We start from the raw sequence: 21,825 nt of genomic DNA on the forward strand, positions 1-21,825 counted from the left end.
AAAAAGGCCGCTTAACAAGCGGCCTTTTTTATAGCGGCGCGCGGGGTTTGAAAAGCGGCCGAAAATACTGCGCGTTGTCGAAAAAGGCGCTGTCGGTATTGCCAGGCCACCAGCCCGGCACCCCCAGCAGCGGCAAAGGTGATAGCCGCTTTTTGTTATCCAGGGCGCCCTTGGCCAGCATGGCGGCCAGGGTGGCATCCAAAAACCGGTAGCGCTCTTTAAGGCTCAAATCGAAATACTCAGGCGCCACTTCAATGGGAAACATCTTGGCGGTCAGGCCCAGATAAGGGGTCAGCCCCTGCTCGTACACCGCATGGCCAAAGACCCGCGCCTCGATATCCCGCCCCCAGCGCCCGCGCTGGGTAAAGAACACCTCGCGCCAATGGTGCTGGCGAAGGGCTTCAAGGAGTGATTTGTCGCTCGATGGCACCAGCACCCCGCACTCGTCAAAAAGGGTCAGGCTGTCGCGGCGCAAGGTTCTGGGGTGCAGGCCAAAAGCGGCAATATCCGCTACATGCAAAGCGTTGATGCGGGCCTTGGCTTGGGGAAAGAGCGCCCAGGCAAGGGCGTTAAACATATCGTGCCAGTTCTGCTCGCGGGTCGGCACCCGGCCGGCTTGCATCACCTGCAACTCGTAGTAATCCCCTGGCGGCTCGGCACAAAAGCCGATGGCTTGGCCCTGCTCTGTGAGGGTATCGGGGGCAAGCCAACTGGCTAAAGTGTTAAGGCTTGGGAAATCGCGCTGGCTGGCCAGAGCCGGGAACCACTGCTGCAGATCGCAATAAAGCCCGCTCTTAAGAAAATCGCACTGCCAGTTCACCAATGAAATCCCGCTCGTTAAAAGGCGGCCAGTGTAGCAAAACACCGCGCTTTTCTGGTATCACTGGCGTAAGACCGCTAACCGTCAGACTTTCATGAAAAATATCATCTGCGATATCGATGGCGTGCTGATGCACGACAACACCGCCGTTCCCGGCGCCGACGGCTTTATTCGCCGGGTGCTGGAACAGGGTAATCCGCTGGTTTTGTTAACCAACTACCCCTCTCAAACCGCTCGTGACCTGCACAACCGCCTGGCCGCCGCTGGCATCGAGGTGCCGGAAGAAAAGTTCTACACCTCGGCCATGGCCACCGCCGATTTTTTGCGCCGCCAGGACGGCACCAAAGCCTATGTGATTGGCGATGGCGCCCTGACCCACGAGCTGTACCAGGCCGGTTTTACCATCACCGATATCAACCCTGACTTTGTGATCATCGGTGAAACCCGCTCCTACAACTGGGACATGATCCACAAGGCCGCCCGCTTTGTGGCCGGCGGCGCCCGCTTTATCGCCACCAACCCCGATTTTAACGGCCCCAACCAGAGCCCGGCCTGCGGCGCCCTGTGCGCGCCCATCGAGCGCATCACCGGCCAGCAGCCCTTTTATGTGGGAAAACCCTCCAGCTGGATAGTGCGCTCGGCCCTTAACCATATCGGCGCCCATTCCGAGAACACGGTGATTATCGGCGACAACCTGCGCACCGATATCCTGGCAGGCTTCCAGGCCGGCCTTGAGACCATTTTGGTGCTCTCCGGGGTGTCGACCCGCGACGACATTCCCAAGATGCCCTTTCGCCCCAACCACGTTTTTAAAAGCGTCGCCGAAATCGACGTCTTTTAAGACCAGGCCCAGGTGCAAAAGCGCCTGGGCAACTTTTCACCGCTCCTGCCTTTTGCCGCATCTTTGCAACCGATAACCGCCTTGCCGTTGGCGGCCAGGGCGCCCTGTGCCATGGTGCAACATAACGTCAACAATAAGGATAAAGACATGAAGACCCGACTCAGTCTCATTGCCGTGGGCCTGATGCTGGCATCCAGTGTCAACGCCGCCGTGCCGGGGGATCACCTCTCCAAGGGCCTGGACGCGCAAAGCTACGGCCAGTTTGTTAAAACCCTGTCAGGGGATGACTTCCAAGGCCGCCTGCCGGCCACCGAAGGCGAAACCAAGACCCTTGCCTTCCTCGAAGCTCAATACAAACGCCTGGGGCTCAAGCCCGGTTTTGGCCAAAGCTACCTGCAAACCGTGCCGCTGGTGTCCATTACCAGCCACCCTGGCGCCCTAATGCTGGGTAAGCTTAAGCTCGATTACCTCAAAGACATGGTGATCAACAGCCCCAAAGCGGTGACCAATACCGAAGTCAAAGACGCCGACCTGGTGTTTGTGGGCTACGGTATCCACGCCCCTGACCTCGGCTGGGACGATTACAAAGGCGTTGATGTTAAAGGCAAAGTGGTGGTGATGCTGGTCAACGACCCCGGCTATGCCACTGGCGATAAACGCTTTGACGGCAAAGCCATGACCTACTACGGCCGCTGGGATTACAAGTTTGACGAAGCGGCCCGCCAGGGCGCTGCCGGCGCCCTTATCATCCACCAGACAGCCCCCGCCTCTTACCCCTGGTCTGTGGTTGAAAACTCCTGGGGTGGCGCCCGTTATGACCTGGCCGGCCAGGACATCGCCAAGTCTGATTTCTCCGGTTGGATAACCGAAGACGCCGCCAAGCGCGTCTTTAGCCAAGCCGGGCTCGATTTTGCCAAGGTCACCGCCGATGCAGGCCTAGCCCCAACAGCGCTAAGCCTTGGCGCCAAAGCCAGCGTGGCCATGACCAGCGAGGTCAAAAACACCGAGTCTCATAACGTGATGGGCATCTTGCCGGGCCAGACCGACGAGACCGTCATCATCACCGCCCACTGGGACCACCTGGGCATGGACCCAAGCCACAAGGACGACCCCGTCTATAACGGCGCCATGGACAACGCCACCGGCACCGCCGGCCTTATCAGCCTGGCCCAGTCCTTGAAGGGGCTTTATGAGGGCAAGGAAAAACCGCGCCGCTCGGTCGCCTTCCTGGCGGTAACCGCCGAAGAGCAAGGCCTGCTGGGCTCCAAATACTATGTGGCCAACCCGTCCATACCCCTTGGCAAGACCGTTGCCAACATCAACATGGACAGCCTAAACGTCTTTGGCCCCACCAAGGACATGGTGGTGGTCGGCCAGGGCAAAACCAGCCTGGAGCGTGAGCTGAGTGCGGCGCTGGCCAAACAAGGGCGAGTGCTGGTACCGAACGACAGGCCGGAAGCCGGCGGCTACTACCGCTCCGATCACTTCAACTTCGCCAAGGCGGGGATCCCGGCGCTGTATGCCGGTGGCGGTACCCAGCCCTGGGACAGCGATGTGGCCAAGTACCGGGCGATGATGCAAAAACGCCTCAAAGGCTGCTATCACAATGCCTGTGACGAATACCAGGCCGACTGGGACCTGCGCGGCGCCCTGTCCGACCTGCAGGCGCTGCACGACGTGATTGAATCTTTGGCCACCAACCGCGATTGGCCAAGCTGGCAGCCGGGGGCAGAATTTAGTCGCCCGCCGGCAACCACTGCTCAATAACGTCTTTGATGCGCATCGGCGCCGTGCGGGGAGCGTAACGCTTTACCTGCCCGTTGGGCGCCACCAGGAACTTGGTAAAGTTCCACTTCACCGCCCGGGATCCTAGGACCCCGGGCGCGTTTTTTTTCAGCCAGGCATAAAGCGGGTGCGTCTCGGGACCATTGACCTCGATTTTGGAATACATCGGGAAGCTGACCTTGAAATTAAGATCGCAAAAGCTGGCAATGGCTTGGTTGGAGCCAGGTTCCTGGTGCATGAACTGGTTACAGGGAAAGCCCATCACCACCAAGCCGCGGTGCTGATACTGCTGCCACAGCGCCTCCAACTCCTGGTACTGGGGGGTAAAGCCGCATTTACTGGCGGTGTTAACCACCAGCCACAGCTTGCCTTGGTACTGGTCGATGTTTTCCCTGGTGCCGTCAAGGCGGGTCAGTGCAATATCCTTTGGCTGCATGGTTCTCTGTAACGCGTTGAAAATAGATGCTGTTATCATGAGGTAAAATTTGCCGGGGAACCATTACAGTTATGAGTGCAGCCGTTATCGCATTGGCCTTTTTCTGCGGCCTGGCCCTGAGCCGCCTGGGCTTGCCACCGCTGGTGGGCTTTCTGGTTGCCGGCTTTGCGCTGCACGGCGCCGGTATTCCCACCCCCGATAGCCTGCATACCATTGCCGATCTCGGCGTCACCCTGCTGCTGTTTACCATCGGCCTGAAGCTGAAAATCAAAAACCTTATCAAGCCCGAAGTCTGGGGCGCCACCACCTTGCACCTGGTGGGCTCGGTGGCCTTTTTTACCGTCGGTATTGCCTGCCTGGCGCTTTTAGGGCTGGTGCAGGGGCAGATCAGCTCCTGGCTGGTGGTGGCCTTTGCCCTGGCTTTTTCCTCGACGGTGTTTGCGGTCAAGGTGCTGGAAGACAAGGGCGACACCAGCTCCCTCTATGGGCGCCTCGCCATCGGCATTCTGGTGATGCAAGACATCTTCGCAGTATTGTTTTTAACCTTTGCCCAAGGCAAGGTGCCGGCCTTTTGGGCCCCGGCGCTGCTGGCTCTGCCGCTGCTACGCCCGGTGCTCTATAAACTGCTCGATTGGTGCAGCAACTCCGAACTGCAAAGCCTGGCTGGCCTGTTTTTGGCCATGGTGGCCGGGGTCAGCCTGTTTGAGGCAGCGGGCCTCAAACCCGACCTTGGTGCCCTGGTGATGGGGATGATGGTGGCCGGCCACAGCCGCGCCGATGCGCTCTCCAAAACCCTCTTTAACCTCAAAGAGTTGCTGCTGGTGGGCTTTTTCCTGAGCATTGGCCTTAACGGCCTGCCGGACCTGCCGATGCTGCTGCTCGCCATCGCCCTGGTGCTATTGCTGCCGCTGAAAACCGGCCTGTATTTTTGGGTGCTGAGCCTCTTTGGCCTTAGGGTGCGGACCGGGGTGCTGGCCTCGCTGTCTCTTGCCACCTACTCCGAGTTTGGCCTTATCGTGGCCGCCCTTGGCGCCAAGGCGGGTCTGCTGAGCGGCCAGTGGCTGACGGTTATTGCCATCGCCCTTTCCATCTCCTTTGCCCTGGCCTCGCCCCTTAATACCTGGGCCGAGAACGTGTATCGGCGCCTCACTCCTAACCTCAAACGCTATGAAAAGCGCCACCTGCACCCGGACGACGCCCCCATCGACATCGGCGGCGCCAAGGTGCTTATCTTCGGGATGGGCCGCCTGGGTACCGGTGCCTACGACCAGCTCAAGGCCGAGTTTGGAGAAGCGGTGCTGGGGATCGATCACGCCGCCGACAAGGTGGGCGAGCATCAAGAAGCCGGGCGGCAAGTGCTGGTGGGGGACGCCACCGACTCGGATTTTTGGTCCAAAATCCGCCACGACGAGTTTTTAGAGTTGGTGCTGCTGGCCATGCCCAACCACCACGGTAACCTGTTCGCGGCAGAAGAACTCAAGGAGCGGGGTTATAAGGGCAAGGTTGCGGCGGTGGCCAAGTTCCCCGACGAGGTCGAAGAACTTAAAGCCATGGGTATCGAAGTGTTCAATATTTTTGAAGAGGCGGGCGCCGGTTTTGCCCGCCATGTGCTCAATATCGCACGCCTGGGGCCACAGCGTCCTTATCATCAAGGACTTTGATGCTGTTGATGCGAAGGGGGGTGCCCCATTGTTGGATGGTCATTACGTCAGGGTCGGGGGTGCCGTCCACTTCCACCACCAGGCCCGGGCGGCGCATCTCCTTGGGTAGGCTCAGGGGCAGCCATTTACGGCCAGTGTCGTCGATAATGCCGAAAAAGCCCCCTTCCAGGCCCTGAAACACCACCTTACCCTTGAAGGTAACCGCCACACCTTTGACCGGCTTTAACGGTTGGCTCTTGTCGCTTTTGGTGATCACGGTTGGCTCCTTGGCAGGGGTTGAGGCGGCTTGCGTACAGCCACAAAGGGCCACTGCCGCCAGGGCTAAACTCCATTTTGCACTCATGTTATTGCGCTCCCTTTTCCGTTAACTCATTCAAGGCTACCACAGTCGCCGGGCTGGCCGGTGCCATGCCCGCCCCATCCAGCACCTGATACAGCTTGAGGTTCAGTGCCAGGCGCTGCTGATGATAATGGGCGGTGGGCACCCAGGCTCTGACCACCAGCCGGATCCCAAGGGCGGTAAAGGCATCGATACCTAGTTGCACCTTGGGCGCTTCTTTGGCATCGAACGACGCCAAGGCCGTCTCCAGCAACGCAAGGGCTTGCTCCGGGTTGGCTTCTTTTGGCAGTAGCAGCGTGGTCTCTACCAGCTTGAACTGATTGGAATTTTGGTAAATCTCCCCCAGCACCTTACGGTTGGGGATGTGGATGCGCTCGCCGTCTTCGGTAATCAACACGGTCTGGGCCAGGGTGATGTCGTCCACCAAACCAGCCCGCCCTAAAAGCTCAAGGGTGTCCCCCACCGAAAAGGGCCGGGTCAGGATAAGTGCCACCCCGGCGCCGTAGTTGGCAACAGGGCCTTGCAAAGCGAGGCTCAAACCGAAAGTGGCGGCGCCGATGGCGGCAATGAGGGGGCTGATGGTGATGCCGAGCTTGCCGGCCGCTATCACCAAGAAGATAGCCAGTACCGCCAGGCGCACAAGATTGGAGAAAAACCGCACCAGGGTCTGATCCCACTGGCGGTTATCCCCCAGGCGGCGCAGCGAGCGCCCGGCCCAGTTGGAGGCCAGCCAGCCCAGCAGCACGATCAGCATGGCCCCTAGCAGCTGGAAGCCGTACTGCACCAGATAGTCGGTCACCTGCTGGGTAAGGCTGGTCAGATAATCGAACTCTTCGTTCAGCATCCTTTTGATCCCTAAAACACTTTTAGTTGAGCTTATCGCTAACCGGCGAAAATGTCTCAGGGGTGTTAAAGGTTATTCAGTCGTGCTCGCCCTGGTATTGGAAAACCGGCAGGCCGATGTTAAAGCGAAGGGCCAGCATGCGCATGGAAAAGCCCACCGCCAGGGTCACCAGGGTTGCCAGCAAGTCCGGTTGGCCAAGGGCGGTGAGCGCCAGATACAGCACCGCCGACACCAAAGACACCCCGGCGTAAATCTCTTTTTGGAACACCAAGGGGATGCGGTTACACAGCATGTCGCGCAGGATGCCGCCAAAGACCCCAGTTATCACCGCCGAGATAACGGCAACGCCCGGGCCAAACTCCATGGACAGCGCCACCTTGACACCGATGATGGAAAACACCACCAGCCCCAGGGCGTCGAGCAGCAAGAACACTTTGCGCAGGCGGCTCATCAGCGGCGCTATCCAGGTGGTCACCAAGGCGGCGCAGCAGATGATGAGAATATACTGAGGGTGGGCAACCCAGGTCAGGGGGTAGTGGCCCAGCAGGATGTCGCGGATGGAGCCGCCGCCGATGGCGGTAACGCAGGCGATGATCATGACCCCGAACAGGTCCATGCTGCGCCGGCCTGCGGCCAAGGCGCCGGTCATGGCTTCAGCGGTAATACCGATAATGTATAAAACAGTCAGCAACATGGCGGCCATCCTTTGATAAGGTGCAGCGATTATAAGGAGCCAGCGGCCAGTGCGCACATGACCTTTTTTGCATTAACCCATTACTTTTATTGATGCAAAATAAGCATAAAAGCCTTTATTGGTGAGCAACTGACCGCGCAAACCTTTTCCTGAACATAAGATGGAGTGATAAATGAGAGCTGCCTTGCTGATCGCCCTTTCCCTGCTGCTAAGTGCCTGTAGCCAGGCGCCGGATACCGGCGACATGACCCGCATCCTAAGCCGCCAATATCAGCAGCAATTGGGGCCGGATGCGGTGCTTATTCGTAACCTCGAGAAGGTGGACGGCAAAGCCAAAGGCAAAGACGGTTATCTGGTGGATGTGAAGTACGACTTAGTTTTTCTCAAAGGCTTTGACCAGCTCACCGGCGAGGCGCAGGATAAAGTCCGTGACGGCCAGTGGCTGGGCATGTTGGACAAGGGCCTGAGCCTTTGGCAGCTGCACCTGACCTTCGGGAATTTCAAAAGCGGTGATGTGGTGCCGGTCGAGCAGCGCTATGAGCTGGTCAAAACCGACGCTGGCTGGGATCTTGCCGCCAACTGGGACAGCCACTGATTTGTTTTTTATGGCTTTTTGCTATCAATAACAAAGCCATATTCCAAAAGTGAATATCATTATTCATTTAGTGAATATAGTATCGAGCTTTGTTCAGTCGTATAGGTTCAAGGAGCAGTAATATGGGCGCGCTGACCCCCTCCGGCATTGATGAAGTGTACCTCGATACCAACGCCACCACCCCGGTGCTTCCCGAGGCCGTGGCCGCCGTGGAAGAGGTGATGCAGGCGCTTTACGGCAACCCCAGCTCCACCCATATTACCGGCCTCAAGGCTCGCCACCTGATGGAAAGCACCCGCCAGTTGGCCCGCCAGGTACTGGGCGCCAGTAATGGCCACCTCATCTTTACCTCCGGTGCCACCGAAGGCATTCAAACCGCCGTGGTGTCGGCACTGTCGTCGGTTAAAAGCCAGCCTGAGCTTCTCAATCGCCCCGGCAAGCTGCTGCTATACGGAGCCACCGAGCACAAGGCGGTGCCCAACACCCTCAAGCACTGGAACCAGCTGCTGGGCATTGATGCCGAGGTGATGGCCATTCCGGTGAATCACCAAGGGCTTTTGGATCTCGACTTTATCCGCCGCCACGCAAAAGACGCCTTGATGATCTGCACCATGGCGGTGAACAACGAAACCGGCGCGCGTCAGGATTTAAGCGCCGTTGAAGAGGCGATTCGCAGCCAAAACCCGCAATGCCTGTGGATGGTCGATTGCGTGCAGGCCCTGGGTAAAATGCCCCTAGCCCTTAGCGACACCAGCATCGATTACGCCCCCTTCTCCGGCCACAAGCTTTACGCCATGAAAGGCATCGGCCTTTTGTATGTGCGCCAAAAGGCGCCGTTTTCGCCCTTTATTGCCGGCGGCGGCCAAGAGCAGGGGCTGCGTTCTGGCACCGAGAACCTGCCGGGTATCGCCTCGTTAAAGCCCATTCTTGAGGCCTTACTGGACCCGGCCCACAGCACCTTTCGCTCGGTTGACACCCTTAATGGTTTTCGGGCGCAACTGGCCGACGCCCTGCTCACCGCCTTTCCCGGCCTGGTGTTTAACAACGATTTTTCGGTAAGCGTGCCCACCACCCTGAATTTTTCGGTAAAGGGCTTTGCCTCAAAAGAGCTGCTGGACTTGTTTGATGCCGCCAATATCCGGGTATCGAGCGGCTCGGCTTGCTCCTCCGGCGCCACCCGCTCTTTTGTGCTGGACGCCATGGGCCTGCCAGCCTGGCAAAGTGAAGCGGCCATTCGCCTCTCCTTTGGCCCAGCCATGACCCAAGCCCAGCTTGACCACGCCTGTGAACGTATCGCCAAGGCCAGCGACGCGCTGCGCTACTCCTGCCGCCACCCGGGCCATCTCAAGCCCACTGAGCAACTCGACGGCCTGGTGCAGCTTAAAAGCGGCGCCGATTGCTGCTATTTGCTGGTTAGCCAAGGCCAGGCGGTGGTGATTGACCCGGTCTCGCCCCTTGTCGAGCGCCTGGTTGAAACCATCAGCTGCCAGGGCTTGCAGGTGAGCGCCATCCTCGACACCCACGGCCATGCCGACCACCTCTCTGCCGCGCCAGTGCTGGCCGAGCGCCTGGGCCTTGCCAGCAGCGACGTAGACGCCCTTGGCTGGCCACAGCAGGCAAGCACTGGCCCCCTTGGCCTGCCCGCCATTGCTGTTGGCGACAATTGGCTAAGCCGCATGGCAACCCCCGGCCACACCAGCGACGCCGTCGCGCTGCTGCTGAGTAAAGGCGAGGATATTCAGGCGGCATTTGTGGGCGACACCGTGCTGCACGGCGGCCTTGGCCGTACCGATTTTGAAAGCTCCGATGCCAAGGCCCTTTATCGCTCCCTAAAAGCGCTGGGCCAACAGCTGCCGGCCAAGGCCTTGTTGCTGCCTGCCCATGACTATCACAACCTGCTCTTTACCTCCCTGGAGGCTGAGCGGCGCAGCAACCCGCTGCTGGCCCAGGTACTGGCGCCGGTGTCGATGCTCGACGAAACGGCGTTTGCCGACGAGAAAACCCGCCTCGACCAAGCCCTCGACACCCCCATGGAGGGCTGCGAAATTCGCTGCGGGGTAACCAACCTCAACCTTGAACTCAGCGCCGAGCAGGAGCTGACATTGGACGATCTGGCCCATCTCGACACCCCCTTGCTGGTGGATGTACGGGAAAGCCACGAGCACCACCTGCAGCATCTGGGCAATGACGCCAGTGCGCCGCTGTCTCGGCTGGCCCAATACCTTTTGGAGCACCCCGAAGACAAGCCGCTGGTCTGTTATTGTCGCAGTGGTTCGCGCTCCCAGGTGGCGGCCGCCGCCCTCACCCGCCTTGGCCGCCGGGCTTACCACCTTAAAGGTGGGGTGGCCCTCAGCCAGTAACGGATATTGCAAGGCCGGCGCCAATGGCAAACAATGAGCGCCACAACAACGACATAAACGGGTAAGAGGGATGTTCGAACAGTTTGACCACGTGGTGAGAGTGATAGGCCTGGTGCTGCTGATACTGGGCTGGCTGCTGAAAAGCCGCAACACCATGCTGATTGGTGGCCTGCTTATCTTTGGCGCCGCCTTTATCAGCACCGAGCTGAGCGGCGCCATCAACAAGGCCGGTCACTAAAAAGGGCGCCATTGGCGCCCTTTTTTATTCCTCTTTGCGGTACACCGCCTTGCCTGCCAGCCAGGTTTCCCTGGGCTTTAACTGCCAGATTTCACTGTCCGGCACGCTAAAGTAGTCGTCGTCCAAAATCACCAAATCAGCCCACTGCCCCGGCGCCAGGCTGCCGGTGAATTTGTCCATAAAGGCCGCATAGGCCGCGCCACGGGTAAAGTCATAGAGCGCTTCTTCACGGGTCAGGGCTTGTTCCTTGTGCCAGCCCTCCTTGGGCTGGCCATGGTGGTCTTGGCGGGTAACCGCCGCATAGAGACCGTAGAAGGGATTGGGGCTTTCCACCGGGAAATCCGAACCGGCCGCCATCTTGACCCCGGCTTTGACCAAGCTGCGCCAGGCATAAGCCCCTTTGAGGCGCTCTTTGCCGATGCGGCTCTGGGCCATGTTCATGTCGGAGGTGGCGTGGGTGGGCTGGAAGGAGGCGATAACCCCGAGCTTGGCCATACGCTCGATGTCGCCAAGGGTCATCACCTGGGCGTGCTCGATACGGTTGCGCCGGCCCTTGCGCTCGCTGGGAGGAAAGCTGGCGAAGGTGTCCAGCACCCGCTGGTTGGCGGCGTCGCCAATAGCATGAACATTCACCTGAAAACCGGCGTCAAAGGCGGCGCGCATGACCTTCTCCAGCTCGCCAGGGCCATAGAGCATTGAGCCTTTGTGGCCCGGTTTGTCGCTGTAATCAGCCAACATGGCCGCGCCTCGGCTGCCAAGGGCGCCGTCAGCAAATACCTTGACCGCCCGCGCCGCCAACAGATCGCTCCCTTGCCAGCCGACAGGGGCCTTTACGGCTTGCCAGGTGGCAGGCTTGGCTTCGAGCATGGCGTAAATGCGGGTAGTAAGGCTGGCTTGGCGCTGCTGATAGAGCTGCCAGGTGGGCAGGTCGATACCGGCGTCCCCTACCCCGGTAAGGCCCACTTTGGCCATGATCTCAAGGGCGGCGTCCAGCGCCTGGCCGCGTAGCGCATCGCTGAGCAGTGGCAGATGAGCGGTCATTAAATTCATGGCGTTATCCACCAGCACCCCGCTGGGCTGGCCATCGCGGCCACGCAGAATTTGGCCGCCACTGGGCTCGGGGGTTTTGGCGTTGATGCCAGCGAGAGTCAAGGCGGCCTGGTTGGCCCAGCCGGCGTGGCCATCCACCCGGCTTAGCCACACCGGGCGACCGTCGGTGAGCATGGCCAAGTCTGATGCGGTGGGCATGCGTTTATCGGGCCACAGCTCCTGGTTCCAGCCCCAGCCTTGGATCCACGGCAGCTGGGGGTGCTTTTTAGCAAAACGCGCCACTCTGGCCAGGGCGTCGGCCAGGGATTTGGCGCCGGTTAAATCCACATTGAGGGTCCCTTCCCCGAGGGCCATTACGTGGCCATGGGCATCAATCAGCCCCGGCAGTACTGTTTTCCCGGCCAGGTCCCTTACCTCCGCTCCTTGGGGGATGGCCAGGCGGTTATCGCCCCTTGCCAGGACTTTGCCGTCTTCAATCACCAGCCGGCTAAACGGCACCAGCTTGTCGCCCTGCCAGCCATAACCGGTGACGTTATCCAGCACCAGGCTTTGGGCTGAAAGGCCAAATGACAGCGCCGCCAGGGCCCCTACCAAACCACGAACCATGACCACTCCTTACAATCCTGACCATAGCGCCTGGCGCAGATCCACCCGGCCACTGCGCTTGATAACCACCCCTTCGGCCAACAGCAGTTGATGCTGCTCCAAGTGCCCTTGGCTGTCTCTGACCGAGCAACCGCCCTGGGCGTTCACCACCCGGTGCCAAGGCAGGCCCGCCGGGCAACTGGCCATGTAGCGGCCCACCAACCTTGGGTTCCAGCCAAGGATGGAGGCCAGTTGGCCATAGGTAGCCACCTGGCCTGCCGGAATAAGGGCAACCAAGGTGTATAAGCGGGCGGGGTCGGTACTGGTGGCCATGGCAATTACAGGGGTTAATTTGCCTATAGGGTACCAGCGCCCGGTACCCTGGCACAGCGAAATGAAAAAGGCGCCTTGCGGCGCCTTTGCGTTATTTACCGAGGTAGGACTGGCCTTTACAGAAGTGCTCGACACAAGGGCTGGCAAAGCGCTTTTCAAGCCCTTTGAGGGTGGCCACCTTTTGCGGGGTGTCGAGGTTTAGCAGGGTAACGGCGGCGTCTTGCACACCGTCACGGCGCACATGCACCGGCATTACGGTGCGCTGGCCTTGGCCCAGCTCTTCCATAATTTGGCGCGCCTGGCCGCAGCTGAACACATACTGGCCCTGGAAGGTCTGGCGGCTGGCCGACCAGTAGTTCCATTGCATTTCAAAGTCGTCCGGCTTGTAGGCGCACCAGTACTGGGTCAGGGACACCATCTGGCCCAGGTGATAATCCTTGGCTCGCACCGACCCCATCACCTCTTGGTTAACATCGCGGGTCGCTACCTGGAAGGTACCCATATTCATGCCTTTATGGCGCGATTTGGATACCCCAACGTACTCCGGCAGCTGCCAGCTGTCAGGGCCGTCACTGCCATGAGCCACGGGCGCCATTGGCGCTTTAGGAGCGGCAGGAGGCGCTTCGGCCACTTGGGTTTCAGCCTTGGCCGGTGCCGGCATGGGCACGGTCATGGTATCAGTGCTGGCAGTTATTACCGGCGGCGCTTTGCCGTCCAGCTGCAGATAAGAGCGGCTTTTAAGCATCTCAAAACGGGTTTTGATGCTGTCAATCTTGGCTACCGGCAAGGCGGTGCGCTGGCCGTTCTTCACATAGGTTTGAAAGGCGATGGTGCCGTACTGGTCGAGGTAGAGGTCGATGTCCTGCTCGTCCATGCGGCGGCTGCCGTCGGGCAAGGTCAGGCGCCAGTCGGCGTCTTCTTCGTAACCGAACAGGTTACCGCCGTCGACAAAGTAAAAGTGCTCACCGTAGCCGCCCTCTCCGGCTTCCAGTCGCTCTTTGAGGTATTTGAGTTCACCCTGGTCGAAGTAGGCAACATAGCTGGCGGTGCCATAACTGTCCTGCAGCTCACCGGCGACTTTTTTCATGTCGTCGGTGTGGGCCAGGATCCAGTCCCGTTTGTTGTCCAGAGCGTCTCGAATTTCCGGCGATGGCAGGCCGATGTCTACGGTGCGTTCGTCCGACGCCATAGGTACCGGCGCCTTGGTGGTGGGCTTATTCACACAGCCACAGAGCGCCAATGTTGCAAGCAACGCAGTCCCGATTTTTTTATTGTGCATGAGGCGTTTCTCAAGTTGCGGCAAACAAGGTTTTGGTTTTTTGTTAAAAAAAGGATAGCAAACGCTATCCCTTTTTGTATTGCCTTACAAGGTCTTATATAAGAACAGCATTTATGATGATGACATCACCTATTTATCAAGAAAATGCTTTGCTGATGCCGATGCATAAGGAAAAACCATGATGAGCAAAAAACTGGTATTGCTGCTGCCCCTGTTGCTAAGTGCCTGCGCCGCCCATACCGGCGGCCGCGACGAATGCGCGGCCAACCTCGACAGCGCCTGGCAGGAACTGGACTTGGCCAAGGCCGAGGGCTTTGCCGGCACCGTCAGCTACACCAAAGCTCTGGGGCTGCTGTCTCTTGCCAAGGGCCAGCAGCAAATTGAGCGCTACCCCAGCTGCATTGAGAAGGCCAAGCGGGCCCGTTTTTACATCAGCGAGTCCCGCCAGGGCCGTTAATTGCCTCCCCGGGCTTCCATGTAATAGCTGATGTGGCTGCGGGGCTTGAGGTAGTCGAATACCGCTTGTGGCAACGCCGTTGCCTTGACGGTCCGGCTGACCGCCAGCCCCGCCTCCTCCAAATCGATAATGGCGGCCTGCTCCCTGGGCACTGCCGGGTCGTACACTAGGACCGCCGGGCTCAATAGCTTGGCGGAGTTGACTGTCATCACCAGGCCGTACTGGTCGTCATTGAGTTGCACCAAGGTCCCTGGGGGATAGACCCCCAACACCCGAATAAAATACTGCACGATGCTCTGGTCCAGCCGGTGCTGCTCATGTTTGTAAAGATGCGACAGCACCGCGTGGGGCGACATGCCCGGCTCCTGGCGGCGGCCATGGCAGAGGTTGTCGTATTCGTTGGCCACCGCTACCAAGCGGGCCAGTTGGGCGATCTCTTCGCCCTTAAGCCCCTTGGGGTAACCGGTGCCGTCCAGCGCTTCGTGGTGCTGAAAGATAACCTCGCGCACCGCGTCGGGAAAGTCGGGATATTGCCCGGCCAGCTCATAGCCGTATTGGGTATGCAATTTGAGAAAGTTCTGTTCGGCTTCGGTCAGAGGCTCGGTTTTACGCAGGATCTGGCTTGGCAACCGGCTTTTGCCCAAATCGTGAAAAAGCCCGCCAAGGCCGGCATCCACCATCTGCGCTTCGCTCATGCCGGCGGTGCGGGCAATCAACATGGCCAGCACCGCCACATTAAGGCTGTGACAATAAAAACCGTCGTCGGTCTTGGGCTCGTTCATCAAGTGCAGCACCACGTCGCTCTGACTGGTTAACACCCGCACTATTTCAGTGACCATGGCCTTGCCTTCGCCAAAGGCCGATTGGGGCCGGCGCTGCATGTCCTGCATCACCGCCTTGGTGTGTACCAGGGCGCGCTGAAAATCCTGCTCGGTATTTTGCAGGCCGCGCATATAAGCCTTTTGGCGGGCGATTTGCTGCTCTTTAAGGGCAAAGGCGGCAGCCAGTTCGGCGTCCAACGCTTCATCCTTGGCAGCGGGGGCCGGCTCGGGCTTTTTAGGCGGCTCCAAAGGTTTGGCATCGGAGCGCTCGGGCACCACCAGCACGAAGTCCAGCCCCAGGCTCTGGATGATGGCTACCTGCTTTTGCGAGCGAATCTTAAAGCGGTTAAACACAAAGGGGTGCTTGGCCCAGCGAACCGGCAGGATCACATAAAGGCCAGGGCACAGCTGATGGGGCGTGACAGCAAGCTTGTTTTTTTTCATTCACATCCACTTATTGTTTTAATGGTTATTGCGCATCGGTAACTGCCGTCGTCTCCCGGCAGCGGTTTCCCGCAAAGCCCAGGGGAAACCAATGAAAAGCATTCTCAATCGTGCTATGTTGCGGCCCAGTTCGTCACGCGCTTTCCTGGAGTCTCATGCGGCGCACCCTCTGGAAATGGCATGGCTGGCTTGGCCTGACTGCCGCCCTCCCCCTCTTCATTATTGCCCTGAGCGGCAGCCTGCTGGTGTTTAAAAACGAGCTGGACGGCCTGCTAATGCCTGCCGTTATCACCAGCAAGGGCGGCCCCGCTCTGGACATGAACACCTTAATGCATGATGCCGAGCGCCAGCTCAACGGCTATGAACTGCTGGGTTGGCAACCGGGCGAACCGGGCCAGAACACGCTCCTTTATCTGTCCAAAATGGGCAGCTACGTTTGGCAAAAAACCTATATCGACCCCAGCACCGGCCTGGTAACGGCACCGGTAAAGCCGGTTGACCATTACCTGACTGACTGGCTGCTGAGCTTTCACTACACCTTTGTCAGCGGCGCTGTGGGCATTGCCGTGGCCGGGGTGACAGCGCTGCTGCTGCTGGCGCTGTCTATCAGCGGTTTTATCCTGCACCGGCGCTTTTGGAAGACCTTTTTCACCCTGCGCTGGGGCAAAAGCCTGCGGCTTTTTTTAAGTGACGGCCACAAGATGCTTGGCATCATCGGCGCGCCGGTATTTTTGATCCTTGGCTTTACCGGCGCCTGGTGGAACCTCGACGAATTCAGCCACGAAATCGAAGCCCATGACGACAGCGCCTACATCATCACCCAGCGCTACTACAACGACGAGCTGGATTTCGATGCCATCCTGGCCCGCGCCAAAACGGCGATACCGGGCTTTGTTACCACCTATATCCGCCTGCCAGACAAAAGTTACCCGGGCATTCACTTGTTTGGTCACCCGGCAGATGCTGGCCCCTTGCGGGGTAGCGCCGGCTCTATCATCAGCTTTGACGACCAAACCGGGGCGCTGACCGGGGTGATGAACGCCGCCAGCCTCGGCGCCCTGTATCAGTTCAAAGACAGCTTCAAGCCCCTGCACTTTGGCACCTTTGGCGGCCTGACCACACGGGTGCTGTGGTGCCTGATTGGCTTTTTCCCCTGCCTGATGGCCCTGTCAGGCTTTTGGATGTGGCGAAAGCGGGTCAAGCGCTAGGTTTACGTTTGGCCCGGGTAACGGGGGCTTTAGCGGTATCGGCCTTGGCTGGCGCCGATTTAGCCGCTGTCGGCGAAGCTTTGGCGGGTGCTGCTTTCGCCGCTGCCGGTGGGGTCTTAGCTGGCGCGGCTTTTACAGCAGGTTCTGCCTTGGCTGGCATGGCTTTCGCGGTGGGCGCCTTGGCTTGAGCGGGCTTTTTCGGCGCGCTGGCGGCCGGTTTTACCGGCGCGGCCTTAGCGGCAGGCGCGGCTTTGGCAGCAGGTGCGGCTTTAGCGGGCGACGCTTTGGCAACAGGCGTCGCGTCAGCGGCGGCTGGCGCCATAGCCTCAGCCGGTGGCTGCTGGTGGCTGCGGATAAAGTCTTTGACCTTGGGGCCCACTTCTTCACGAAAGCGTCGGCCGTTGAAGATGCCGTAGTGCCCTACCCCTTTTTGCACATAATGAAGCTTGCGCGCCGGCGCTATGCCTGAGCAAAGCCGCTGAGCCGCCTCGGTTTGGCCCATGCCGGTAATGTCGTCAAACTCCCCTTCAATGGTCATCAGCGCCGTTTTCTCGATGGCGCCAGGGTCAATCACCTGGCCACGGTAGGTCATCTTGCCTTGGGGCAGCTGGTGCTCGATAAAGACCTTTTGCACCGTTTCGAGGTAGAAATCGGCAGGCAAATCCATCACCGCCAGGTATTCGTTGTAAAAATCGCGGTGAGCTTCGGCGCTGTCGCCGTCGCCGTGGATCAAATCCTCGTAAAACTTAAAGTGCTTACGGATATGTAAGTCCGGGTTCATCATCATAAAACCCGACAGCTGGATAAAGCCCGGATAGACCTTCTGCCCCACCCCTACGTATTGCTCTGGCACGGTGCACACCACGTTTTCTTCAAACCATTCCAAGTCGTGGTCAGAGGCGTAGTCGTTCATCTCGGTGGGGTTGATGCGGGTATCCACCGGCCCACCCATCAGGGTCAGCGACAATGCCTGGCGCTCGGACTTTCGCATCGCCATCAAGGTGCAGGCCACCAGCACCGGTACCGACGGCTGGCACACCGCCAGTACGTGGACGTCCGGCCCCAGCTGCTCGATAAACTCAATCACGTAGTCCACGTAATCATCAAAGCTCAATCCCCCTTCGCTCAGGGGCACTTCCCGGGCATTGACCCAATCGGTGATATACACCTCATGGTCCGGCAGGAAATGGGCCACGGTGCCGCGCAACAAGGTGGCGTAGTGGCCGGACAGCGGCGCGACGATCAGTAACTTGGGATCTTGGCGCTTGGTAAAGCGGCGAAAGTGCTTGAGCTCGCAAAAAGGCCGGGTGGCGGCCACCTGCTCGCGCACCATTACCGTGGTGCCGTCGATTTCGGTGGAGTTGAGGCCAAATTCAGGCTTTTCGTAGTTATTGGTGCAGCGCTCCATAAATTCGATACCCGCCAGCAGGTAGCGTCCGGTCTGGGTATAGGGCGCGAAGCTCCAGGGAAGCGTTAACTGCTTTTTCAGGGCCTGGGCCCACAGGTGCCAAGGCTGCATGGCTTGCAAAGCGGTGGCATGAAATTGATAGAGCATCACAACATCCCCTGTAAAAAAAGTAATGAGACTGGACACTTAACAAGATAGGCGCCACTTTGAGCCTGGGCAATTAATAACCGCACGGCTTTGATGCAGGCCAAAAAAAAGCCCCTTACGGGGCCTTTTTCAGTGCTTGGCGCGGGCGCTGCAGAGCTCGATTTGCTCCACGGCTCCTTTGAGGTTGCGCTCACCGCCTCGGTAGTCGAGCTTGGTGAAGTACTCTTCCAGGTCTCGGGCTTTGTCTTCGGAGCAAAAGCCGCTGAAAGCGCTGACAATGCGCTTGCGGTTAGACTCGGGCCAGATGGCCTCCACCGCCTGGCGATTGGCTTTGAACCAGGCGTAGGTCTGGTCGCGGGTTTCATCGCCGTAGGCTTGGCCGCCCATCAGCATGAACCGCTCGTTGACCCGCAAGTCGCCGTTGATGGCCATGTCCAGCACCTGAGCCGACAGTTTCGGCGCTTCAAGCCCCGCCAGGGCCATCACTGCCCGCTGGCGAACCACCGCATCTTCGCTCTTGGCCAGGCGCGCCTTGAGGGTGTCAAAGGCACTTTGGCCTTTGTCCTGGGCCCAGGCTTCCATGGCAAGGCCGATAAGGTCGGGGCTGATACCGGCGTCTTTACCGGCCAGGTGCGCCTCGGCGGCTTTATCCAGTTGGCTGCGCACGGTTTTGTCTTTGACGGTGCTGGCCATAAAAGCGGTCAAGGTGGCGCGCAGCAGGGTGTCGTCCTTGGCCTCGCCAGGTTTGGCACTCAGACCAAGGGCCTTGAGGCGCGGGCCGTACCAGGCGGTCAGCTTGGCCTTGAGGGCTGCCTGGTCCTGGGTTTGGTGCTTGAGAATAAAGCCAAGCTGGCCCAGGGGCGCGGTGGCCAGTTCCCGGTCTTTGAGTTTGGCTATAAACGGCACCTGCGCCAGGTACGCATCAACGCTCAGGGAGCCGTCAGCCAGGGCCGCGTTAAAGCTATCGAGCACCGACAGGGCTTCGGCCTTGGACAGGCTGGATAGATCGCTTATCAGCGGCTGCCAATTGCTGACGCTAAAGCGGTAGTAACCGGTGCCATCGGCATTGGGAACAATGTGTTCTGGGCAGCTGGCGAGGCTCAGGGCGGTGCTCTTTTGGGTGAGCAGCTCGCAGCTTCGCTGGCCATCAACGCTGTAGCAAAATGGCAGATCCCAGGTGCGGGCCGGGTCGCCTTTAGAGCCCAGAGGCAGGTAGCGGCTCTGGGTCAGGGTCATGCTGCCCTTGCCGTCCTTGCAGCTGGTTTCAACGGTCACCTTGGGCACGCCGGTCTGGGTCAAAAAGCTCATGAAGGCGTTGTTGACTTCCGGGTTGTTAGCGGCCACGGCGATGGCGCTAACAAAATCCTCGGCGGTGCCGTTACCCCAGGCGTGGTCCACCAGGTATTGGTGAACCCCTTTTTGGAAGGTCTCTGGGCCCACGAAGTATTCGAACATCTTCAGCACCGCCCCGCCTTTTTGGTAGGTGATGCCGTCAAAAGCGTTGGAGATGTCGCTGTTGTCCAAAATCGGCTGGCGAATTTCACGCATGTTGACCAGGGAGTCAGCACTCATGGCCCGCTGGCCACCTTGGGCGATGCCAAGGCCATAGCCCCAGTCCGGCGCCCAGGTGGCAGCGGCTTTGTTGCCGGCCCAGGTGGCGAAGGCTTCGTTGAGCCAGATATCGGTCCACCAGGGCATGGTGACCAAGTCACCAAACCATTGGTGCGCCAGCTCATGGGCATGGACAGAGGCATAGGAGCGCTTTTGCCAGAACGGCGCGTCGTCATCCATCAGCAGCAGCTGCTCGCGGTAGGTAATGGCGCCGGGGTTTTCCATGGCGCCAGCGGCGAAGTCCGGTACGGCGATGATGTCGAGCTTTTTATAGGGGTATGGGATCCCGAAGTAGTCTTCCAAGGTTTCGACGATACCGGCGCTGTTCTCAAGGGCGAACTTGAGCTTCTCGCCCTTGCCATGCACCGCCACGCCGCGAAGCGGCACTTCCCGGTCACGAAGGGCGGTCTTGGGCATGGGTTGCCAGTCGACGATGTCCAAATCCCCCACCGCAAAAGCCAGCAGGTAAGTGGGCAGCGGCTTGGTGGTGGCGTATTGGATGTAGGTCCAGTCGCCGTCGTCCTTGCGGGCCACTTCAGGGGTGTTGGCAATGGCCTTCATGCCCTTGGGAATGGCCAGGGTCACATCAAAAGGCACCTTGAAGCGCGGCTCGTCAAAGCCGGGGAAGGCGCGGCGGGCATCAATAGCCTCAAACTGGGTAAAGGCGTAGTTGCGGCCACCTTCGGAGACTTTATACAGGCCTTCAAGGGACTTGTTGTACGGCGCCTCGTAGCTCACTTTGAGGGTCAGCTTCTGGGCGTCGATGCTGTGGGGAAAGGCCACTCGAATAACGCCTGAGTCGTCCATTTCCTGAATTTGGGTATCGAGGGTCTCGCCTTTGGCGGTCACGGCCTTGATGGTCAGGGCGGTCATGTCCTTGGCGTGCATCCAAAGGTGATCGCTGGCTTTGTCCAGGGTCATCTGGATCTCGCCTTCCCCTTTGAACTCGCCGCTATCAGGGTTTATCCACAGCGTCAGCTGGTAATGGCTGGGGGCCGCCCACTGGGGCAACTGGGCGGTGGGAATAGACTCTGCCTTCTCAACCGGCTTGGCCACTTCGGCGGCAGCGGGGGCTTGAGTATTGGCTTTGGTGTCGGTGGCGGCGGGGTCTTGGCAGCCGAGTAAAGCGAGGCTTAAGGCACTGAGCATGAACTTGCGCATGGACAACGGGATCCCTGTTGTTTTAATTAACGCAACGTTAACACTTTCAGGCAGTTAACGGAAATCCCTTCGCCAAACCGACCCCAAGCTGCGACTAAATTCTCCCTAGCGGAGCAGCAACACCAACACGCTTACCAGTACCGCCAAAAAGGCGGCTGCAATCAAAATGAGTACAAGGGACAGAAGCAAGGTGGCAAGGCCCCGCCAGGCGCTAAAACCGTTGGCTTCGCCCAGCATGATACTGGTGGTAAAGAGGCTATAAATGCCAAACACCAGCGGCAACAACGACACCAGCAACACCAGGGGGTTATCGGGCCACTGCATTTGCTCTATCCACAGCAGCTGCTCGCCCCAAAAGAAGTAGCCGATGATGCCAAACAGCGTGGCGAGGGTCACCGGCACCCCGCCCCAGCTTATCGCCACCCTTGCACCAAGCGGGTCACCGCTGCCATCGAGCCAGCGGCCAACCTGGCGCAGCACCCACCCCTGGAAATACAGCAGCAACACGGCAAAGACCGGCAGCAAAATCACCACCATGGCTACCACCAGCGACGGCATGGCACTGGCAAGCCAGTGCTCAAACCAGCTCAGATACCAGGCCACCACATACAGCAGCACCGAGCTGTTGCCGGGGCGGGAGGCCATGACCAACCGGTAGGCGGCACTGGGTTGCAGCCACAACAGGGCCAGGGCTTGCAGGGGCATAA

At 59.3% G+C, this 21,825-nt stretch carries 20 protein-coding genes; 8 read left to right on the forward strand and 12 right to left on the reverse strand.

What is annotated here, in order from left to right:
• Positions 1 to 28 precede the first annotated feature (28 nt).
• Positions 29 to 820 (reverse strand): DUF3025 domain-containing protein, encoded by a 792-nt coding sequence (locus tag AC22G1_RS11800; RefSeq protein WP_487313563.1) that lies wholly within the window; start codon positions 818 to 820, stop codon positions 29 to 31.
• 94 nt (positions 821 to 914) lie between these two features.
• On the opposite strand from AC22G1_RS11800, the gene AC22G1_RS11805 reads away from it, so the two are divergent.
• Both AC22G1_RS11805 and AC22G1_RS11810 read left to right on the forward strand, forming a co-directional pair.
• Positions 915 to 1,661: an HAD-IIA family hydrolase gene (locus tag AC22G1_RS11805; protein WP_487313564.1), complete on the forward strand. Its 747-nt coding sequence runs from the start codon at positions 915 to 917 to the stop codon at positions 1,659 to 1,661.
• A 147-nt stretch (positions 1,662 to 1,808) separates the two neighbouring features.
• Positions 1,809 to 3,428: a M28 family peptidase gene (locus tag AC22G1_RS11810; RefSeq protein WP_487313565.1), complete on the forward strand. Its 1,620-nt coding sequence runs from the start codon at positions 1,809 to 1,811 to the stop codon at positions 3,426 to 3,428.
• Here the strand turns inward: AC22G1_RS11810 and AC22G1_RS11815 are convergent.
• Positions 3,397 to 3,882, reverse strand: coding sequence for a glutathione peroxidase (locus AC22G1_RS11815; RefSeq protein WP_487313566.1), 486 nt, complete (start codon positions 3,880 to 3,882; stop codon positions 3,397 to 3,399). The two genes, AC22G1_RS11810 and AC22G1_RS11815, sit on opposite strands and share 32 nt — an antisense overlap.
• Positions 3,883 to 3,953: 71 nt before the next feature.
• Between AC22G1_RS11815 and AC22G1_RS11820 the strand changes: the two genes are divergently transcribed.
• Entirely contained in the window at positions 3,954 to 5,543 is a 1,590-nt protein-coding gene (locus tag AC22G1_RS11820; RefSeq protein WP_487313567.1) for a cation:proton antiporter domain-containing protein, read from the forward strand.
• Here the strand turns inward: AC22G1_RS11820 and AC22G1_RS11825 are convergent.
• From AC22G1_RS11825 to AC22G1_RS11835, 3 genes are all read right to left on the reverse strand, one after another.
• The gene (locus tag AC22G1_RS11825; RefSeq protein ID WP_417355162.1) at positions 5,494 to 5,799 is read right to left on the reverse strand and encodes a hypothetical protein; all 306 of its coding nucleotides are present in this window, start codon (positions 5,797 to 5,799) and stop codon (positions 5,494 to 5,496) included. The two genes, AC22G1_RS11820 and AC22G1_RS11825, sit on opposite strands and share 50 nt — an antisense overlap.
• Before the next feature lie 88 nt (positions 5,800 to 5,887).
• Positions 5,888 to 6,727, reverse strand: a complete 840-nt coding sequence (locus tag AC22G1_RS11830) for a mechanosensitive ion channel family protein (protein ID WP_487313568.1) — start codon at positions 6,725 to 6,727, stop codon at positions 5,888 to 5,890.
• A 76-nt stretch (positions 6,728 to 6,803) separates the two neighbouring features.
• Entirely contained in the window at positions 6,804 to 7,421 is a 618-nt protein-coding gene (locus AC22G1_RS11835) for a trimeric intracellular cation channel family protein (protein WP_487313569.1), read from the reverse strand.
• 172 nt (positions 7,422 to 7,593) lie between these two features.
• Between AC22G1_RS11835 and AC22G1_RS11840 the strand changes: the two genes are divergently transcribed.
• The 3 genes from AC22G1_RS11840 to AC22G1_RS11850 all read left to right on the forward strand — a co-directional run bounded on the left by AC22G1_RS11840 (position 7,594) and on the right by AC22G1_RS11850 (position 10,614).
• Positions 7,594 to 8,016 carry a hypothetical protein gene (locus AC22G1_RS11840; RefSeq protein ID WP_487313570.1) on the forward strand — a complete coding sequence of 141 codons (423 nt, stop codon included), beginning with the start codon at positions 7,594 to 7,596 and terminating at the stop codon, positions 8,014 to 8,016.
• A gap of 122 nt (positions 8,017 to 8,138) precedes the next feature.
• Positions 8,139 to 10,376 carry an aminotransferase class V-fold PLP-dependent enzyme gene (locus tag AC22G1_RS11845; protein WP_487313571.1) on the forward strand — a complete coding sequence of 746 codons (2,238 nt, stop codon included), beginning with the start codon at positions 8,139 to 8,141 and terminating at the stop codon, positions 10,374 to 10,376.
• A 70-nt stretch (positions 10,377 to 10,446) separates the two neighbouring features.
• Complete coding sequence (locus AC22G1_RS11850; RefSeq protein ID WP_487313572.1) at positions 10,447 to 10,614, forward strand: hypothetical protein; 168 nt, start codon at positions 10,447 to 10,449, stop codon at positions 10,612 to 10,614.
• Positions 10,615 to 10,638: 24 nt separating this feature from the next.
• Here the strand turns inward: AC22G1_RS11850 and AC22G1_RS11855 are convergent, their stop codons facing one another.
• The 3 genes from AC22G1_RS11855 to AC22G1_RS11865 all read right to left on the reverse strand — a co-directional run bounded on the left by AC22G1_RS11855 (position 10,639) and on the right by AC22G1_RS11865 (position 13,804).
• The gene (locus AC22G1_RS11855; RefSeq protein WP_487313573.1) at positions 10,639 to 12,270 is read right to left on the reverse strand and encodes an amidohydrolase; all 1,632 of its coding nucleotides are present in this window, start codon (positions 12,268 to 12,270) and stop codon (positions 10,639 to 10,641) included.
• Between the two features lie 9 nt (positions 12,271 to 12,279).
• Positions 12,280 to 12,582 carry an MGMT family protein gene (locus AC22G1_RS11860; RefSeq protein ID WP_050659471.1) on the reverse strand — a complete coding sequence of 101 codons (303 nt, stop codon included), beginning with the start codon at positions 12,580 to 12,582 and terminating at the stop codon, positions 12,280 to 12,282.
• A 91-nt stretch (positions 12,583 to 12,673) separates the two neighbouring features.
• Complete coding sequence (locus AC22G1_RS11865; RefSeq protein ID WP_487313574.1) at positions 12,674 to 13,804, reverse strand: hypothetical protein; 1,131 nt, start codon at positions 13,802 to 13,804, stop codon at positions 12,674 to 12,676.
• A 235-nt stretch (positions 13,805 to 14,039) separates the two neighbouring features.
• Between AC22G1_RS11865 and AC22G1_RS11870 the strand changes: the two genes are divergently transcribed.
• Positions 14,040 to 14,318, forward strand: a complete 279-nt coding sequence (locus tag AC22G1_RS11870; protein WP_050659469.1) for a hypothetical protein — start codon at positions 14,040 to 14,042, stop codon at positions 14,316 to 14,318.
• On the opposite strand, the gene AC22G1_RS11875 is transcribed toward AC22G1_RS11870, so the two are convergent.
• On the reverse strand, positions 14,315 to 15,583 hold the full coding sequence (locus AC22G1_RS11875) for a cyclic di-GMP phosphodiesterase (protein WP_487313575.1): 1,269 nt from the start codon (positions 15,581 to 15,583) through the stop codon (positions 14,315 to 14,317). The genes AC22G1_RS11870 and AC22G1_RS11875 overlap by 4 nt on opposite strands.
• Positions 15,584 to 15,738: 155 nt before the next feature.
• Between AC22G1_RS11875 and AC22G1_RS11880 the strand changes: the two genes are divergently transcribed.
• The gene (locus AC22G1_RS11880) at positions 15,739 to 16,791 is read left to right on the forward strand and encodes a PepSY-associated TM helix domain-containing protein (RefSeq protein WP_487313576.1); all 1,053 of its coding nucleotides are present in this window, start codon (positions 15,739 to 15,741) and stop codon (positions 16,789 to 16,791) included.
• On the opposite strand, the gene AC22G1_RS11885 is transcribed toward AC22G1_RS11880, so the two are convergent.
• The 3 genes from AC22G1_RS11885 to AC22G1_RS11895 form a co-directional block, all read right to left on the reverse strand.
• Positions 16,781 to 18,346: a polyhydroxyalkanoate depolymerase gene (locus tag AC22G1_RS11885; protein WP_487313577.1), complete on the reverse strand. Its 1,566-nt coding sequence runs from the start codon at positions 18,344 to 18,346 to the stop codon at positions 16,781 to 16,783. The two genes, AC22G1_RS11880 and AC22G1_RS11885, sit on opposite strands and share 11 nt — an antisense overlap.
• A 129-nt stretch (positions 18,347 to 18,475) precedes the next feature.
• Complete coding sequence (locus tag AC22G1_RS11890; protein WP_487313578.1) at positions 18,476 to 21,118, reverse strand: M1 family metallopeptidase; 2,643 nt, start codon at positions 21,116 to 21,118, stop codon at positions 18,476 to 18,478.
• Between the two features lie 105 nt (positions 21,119 to 21,223).
• Entirely contained in the window at positions 21,224 to 21,823 is a 600-nt protein-coding gene (locus AC22G1_RS11895) for a YIP1 family protein (RefSeq protein WP_487313579.1), read from the reverse strand.
• Positions 21,824 to 21,825 lie beyond the last annotated feature (2 nt).

Source organism: Gallaecimonas zhanjiangensis, from assembly GCF_057624825.1.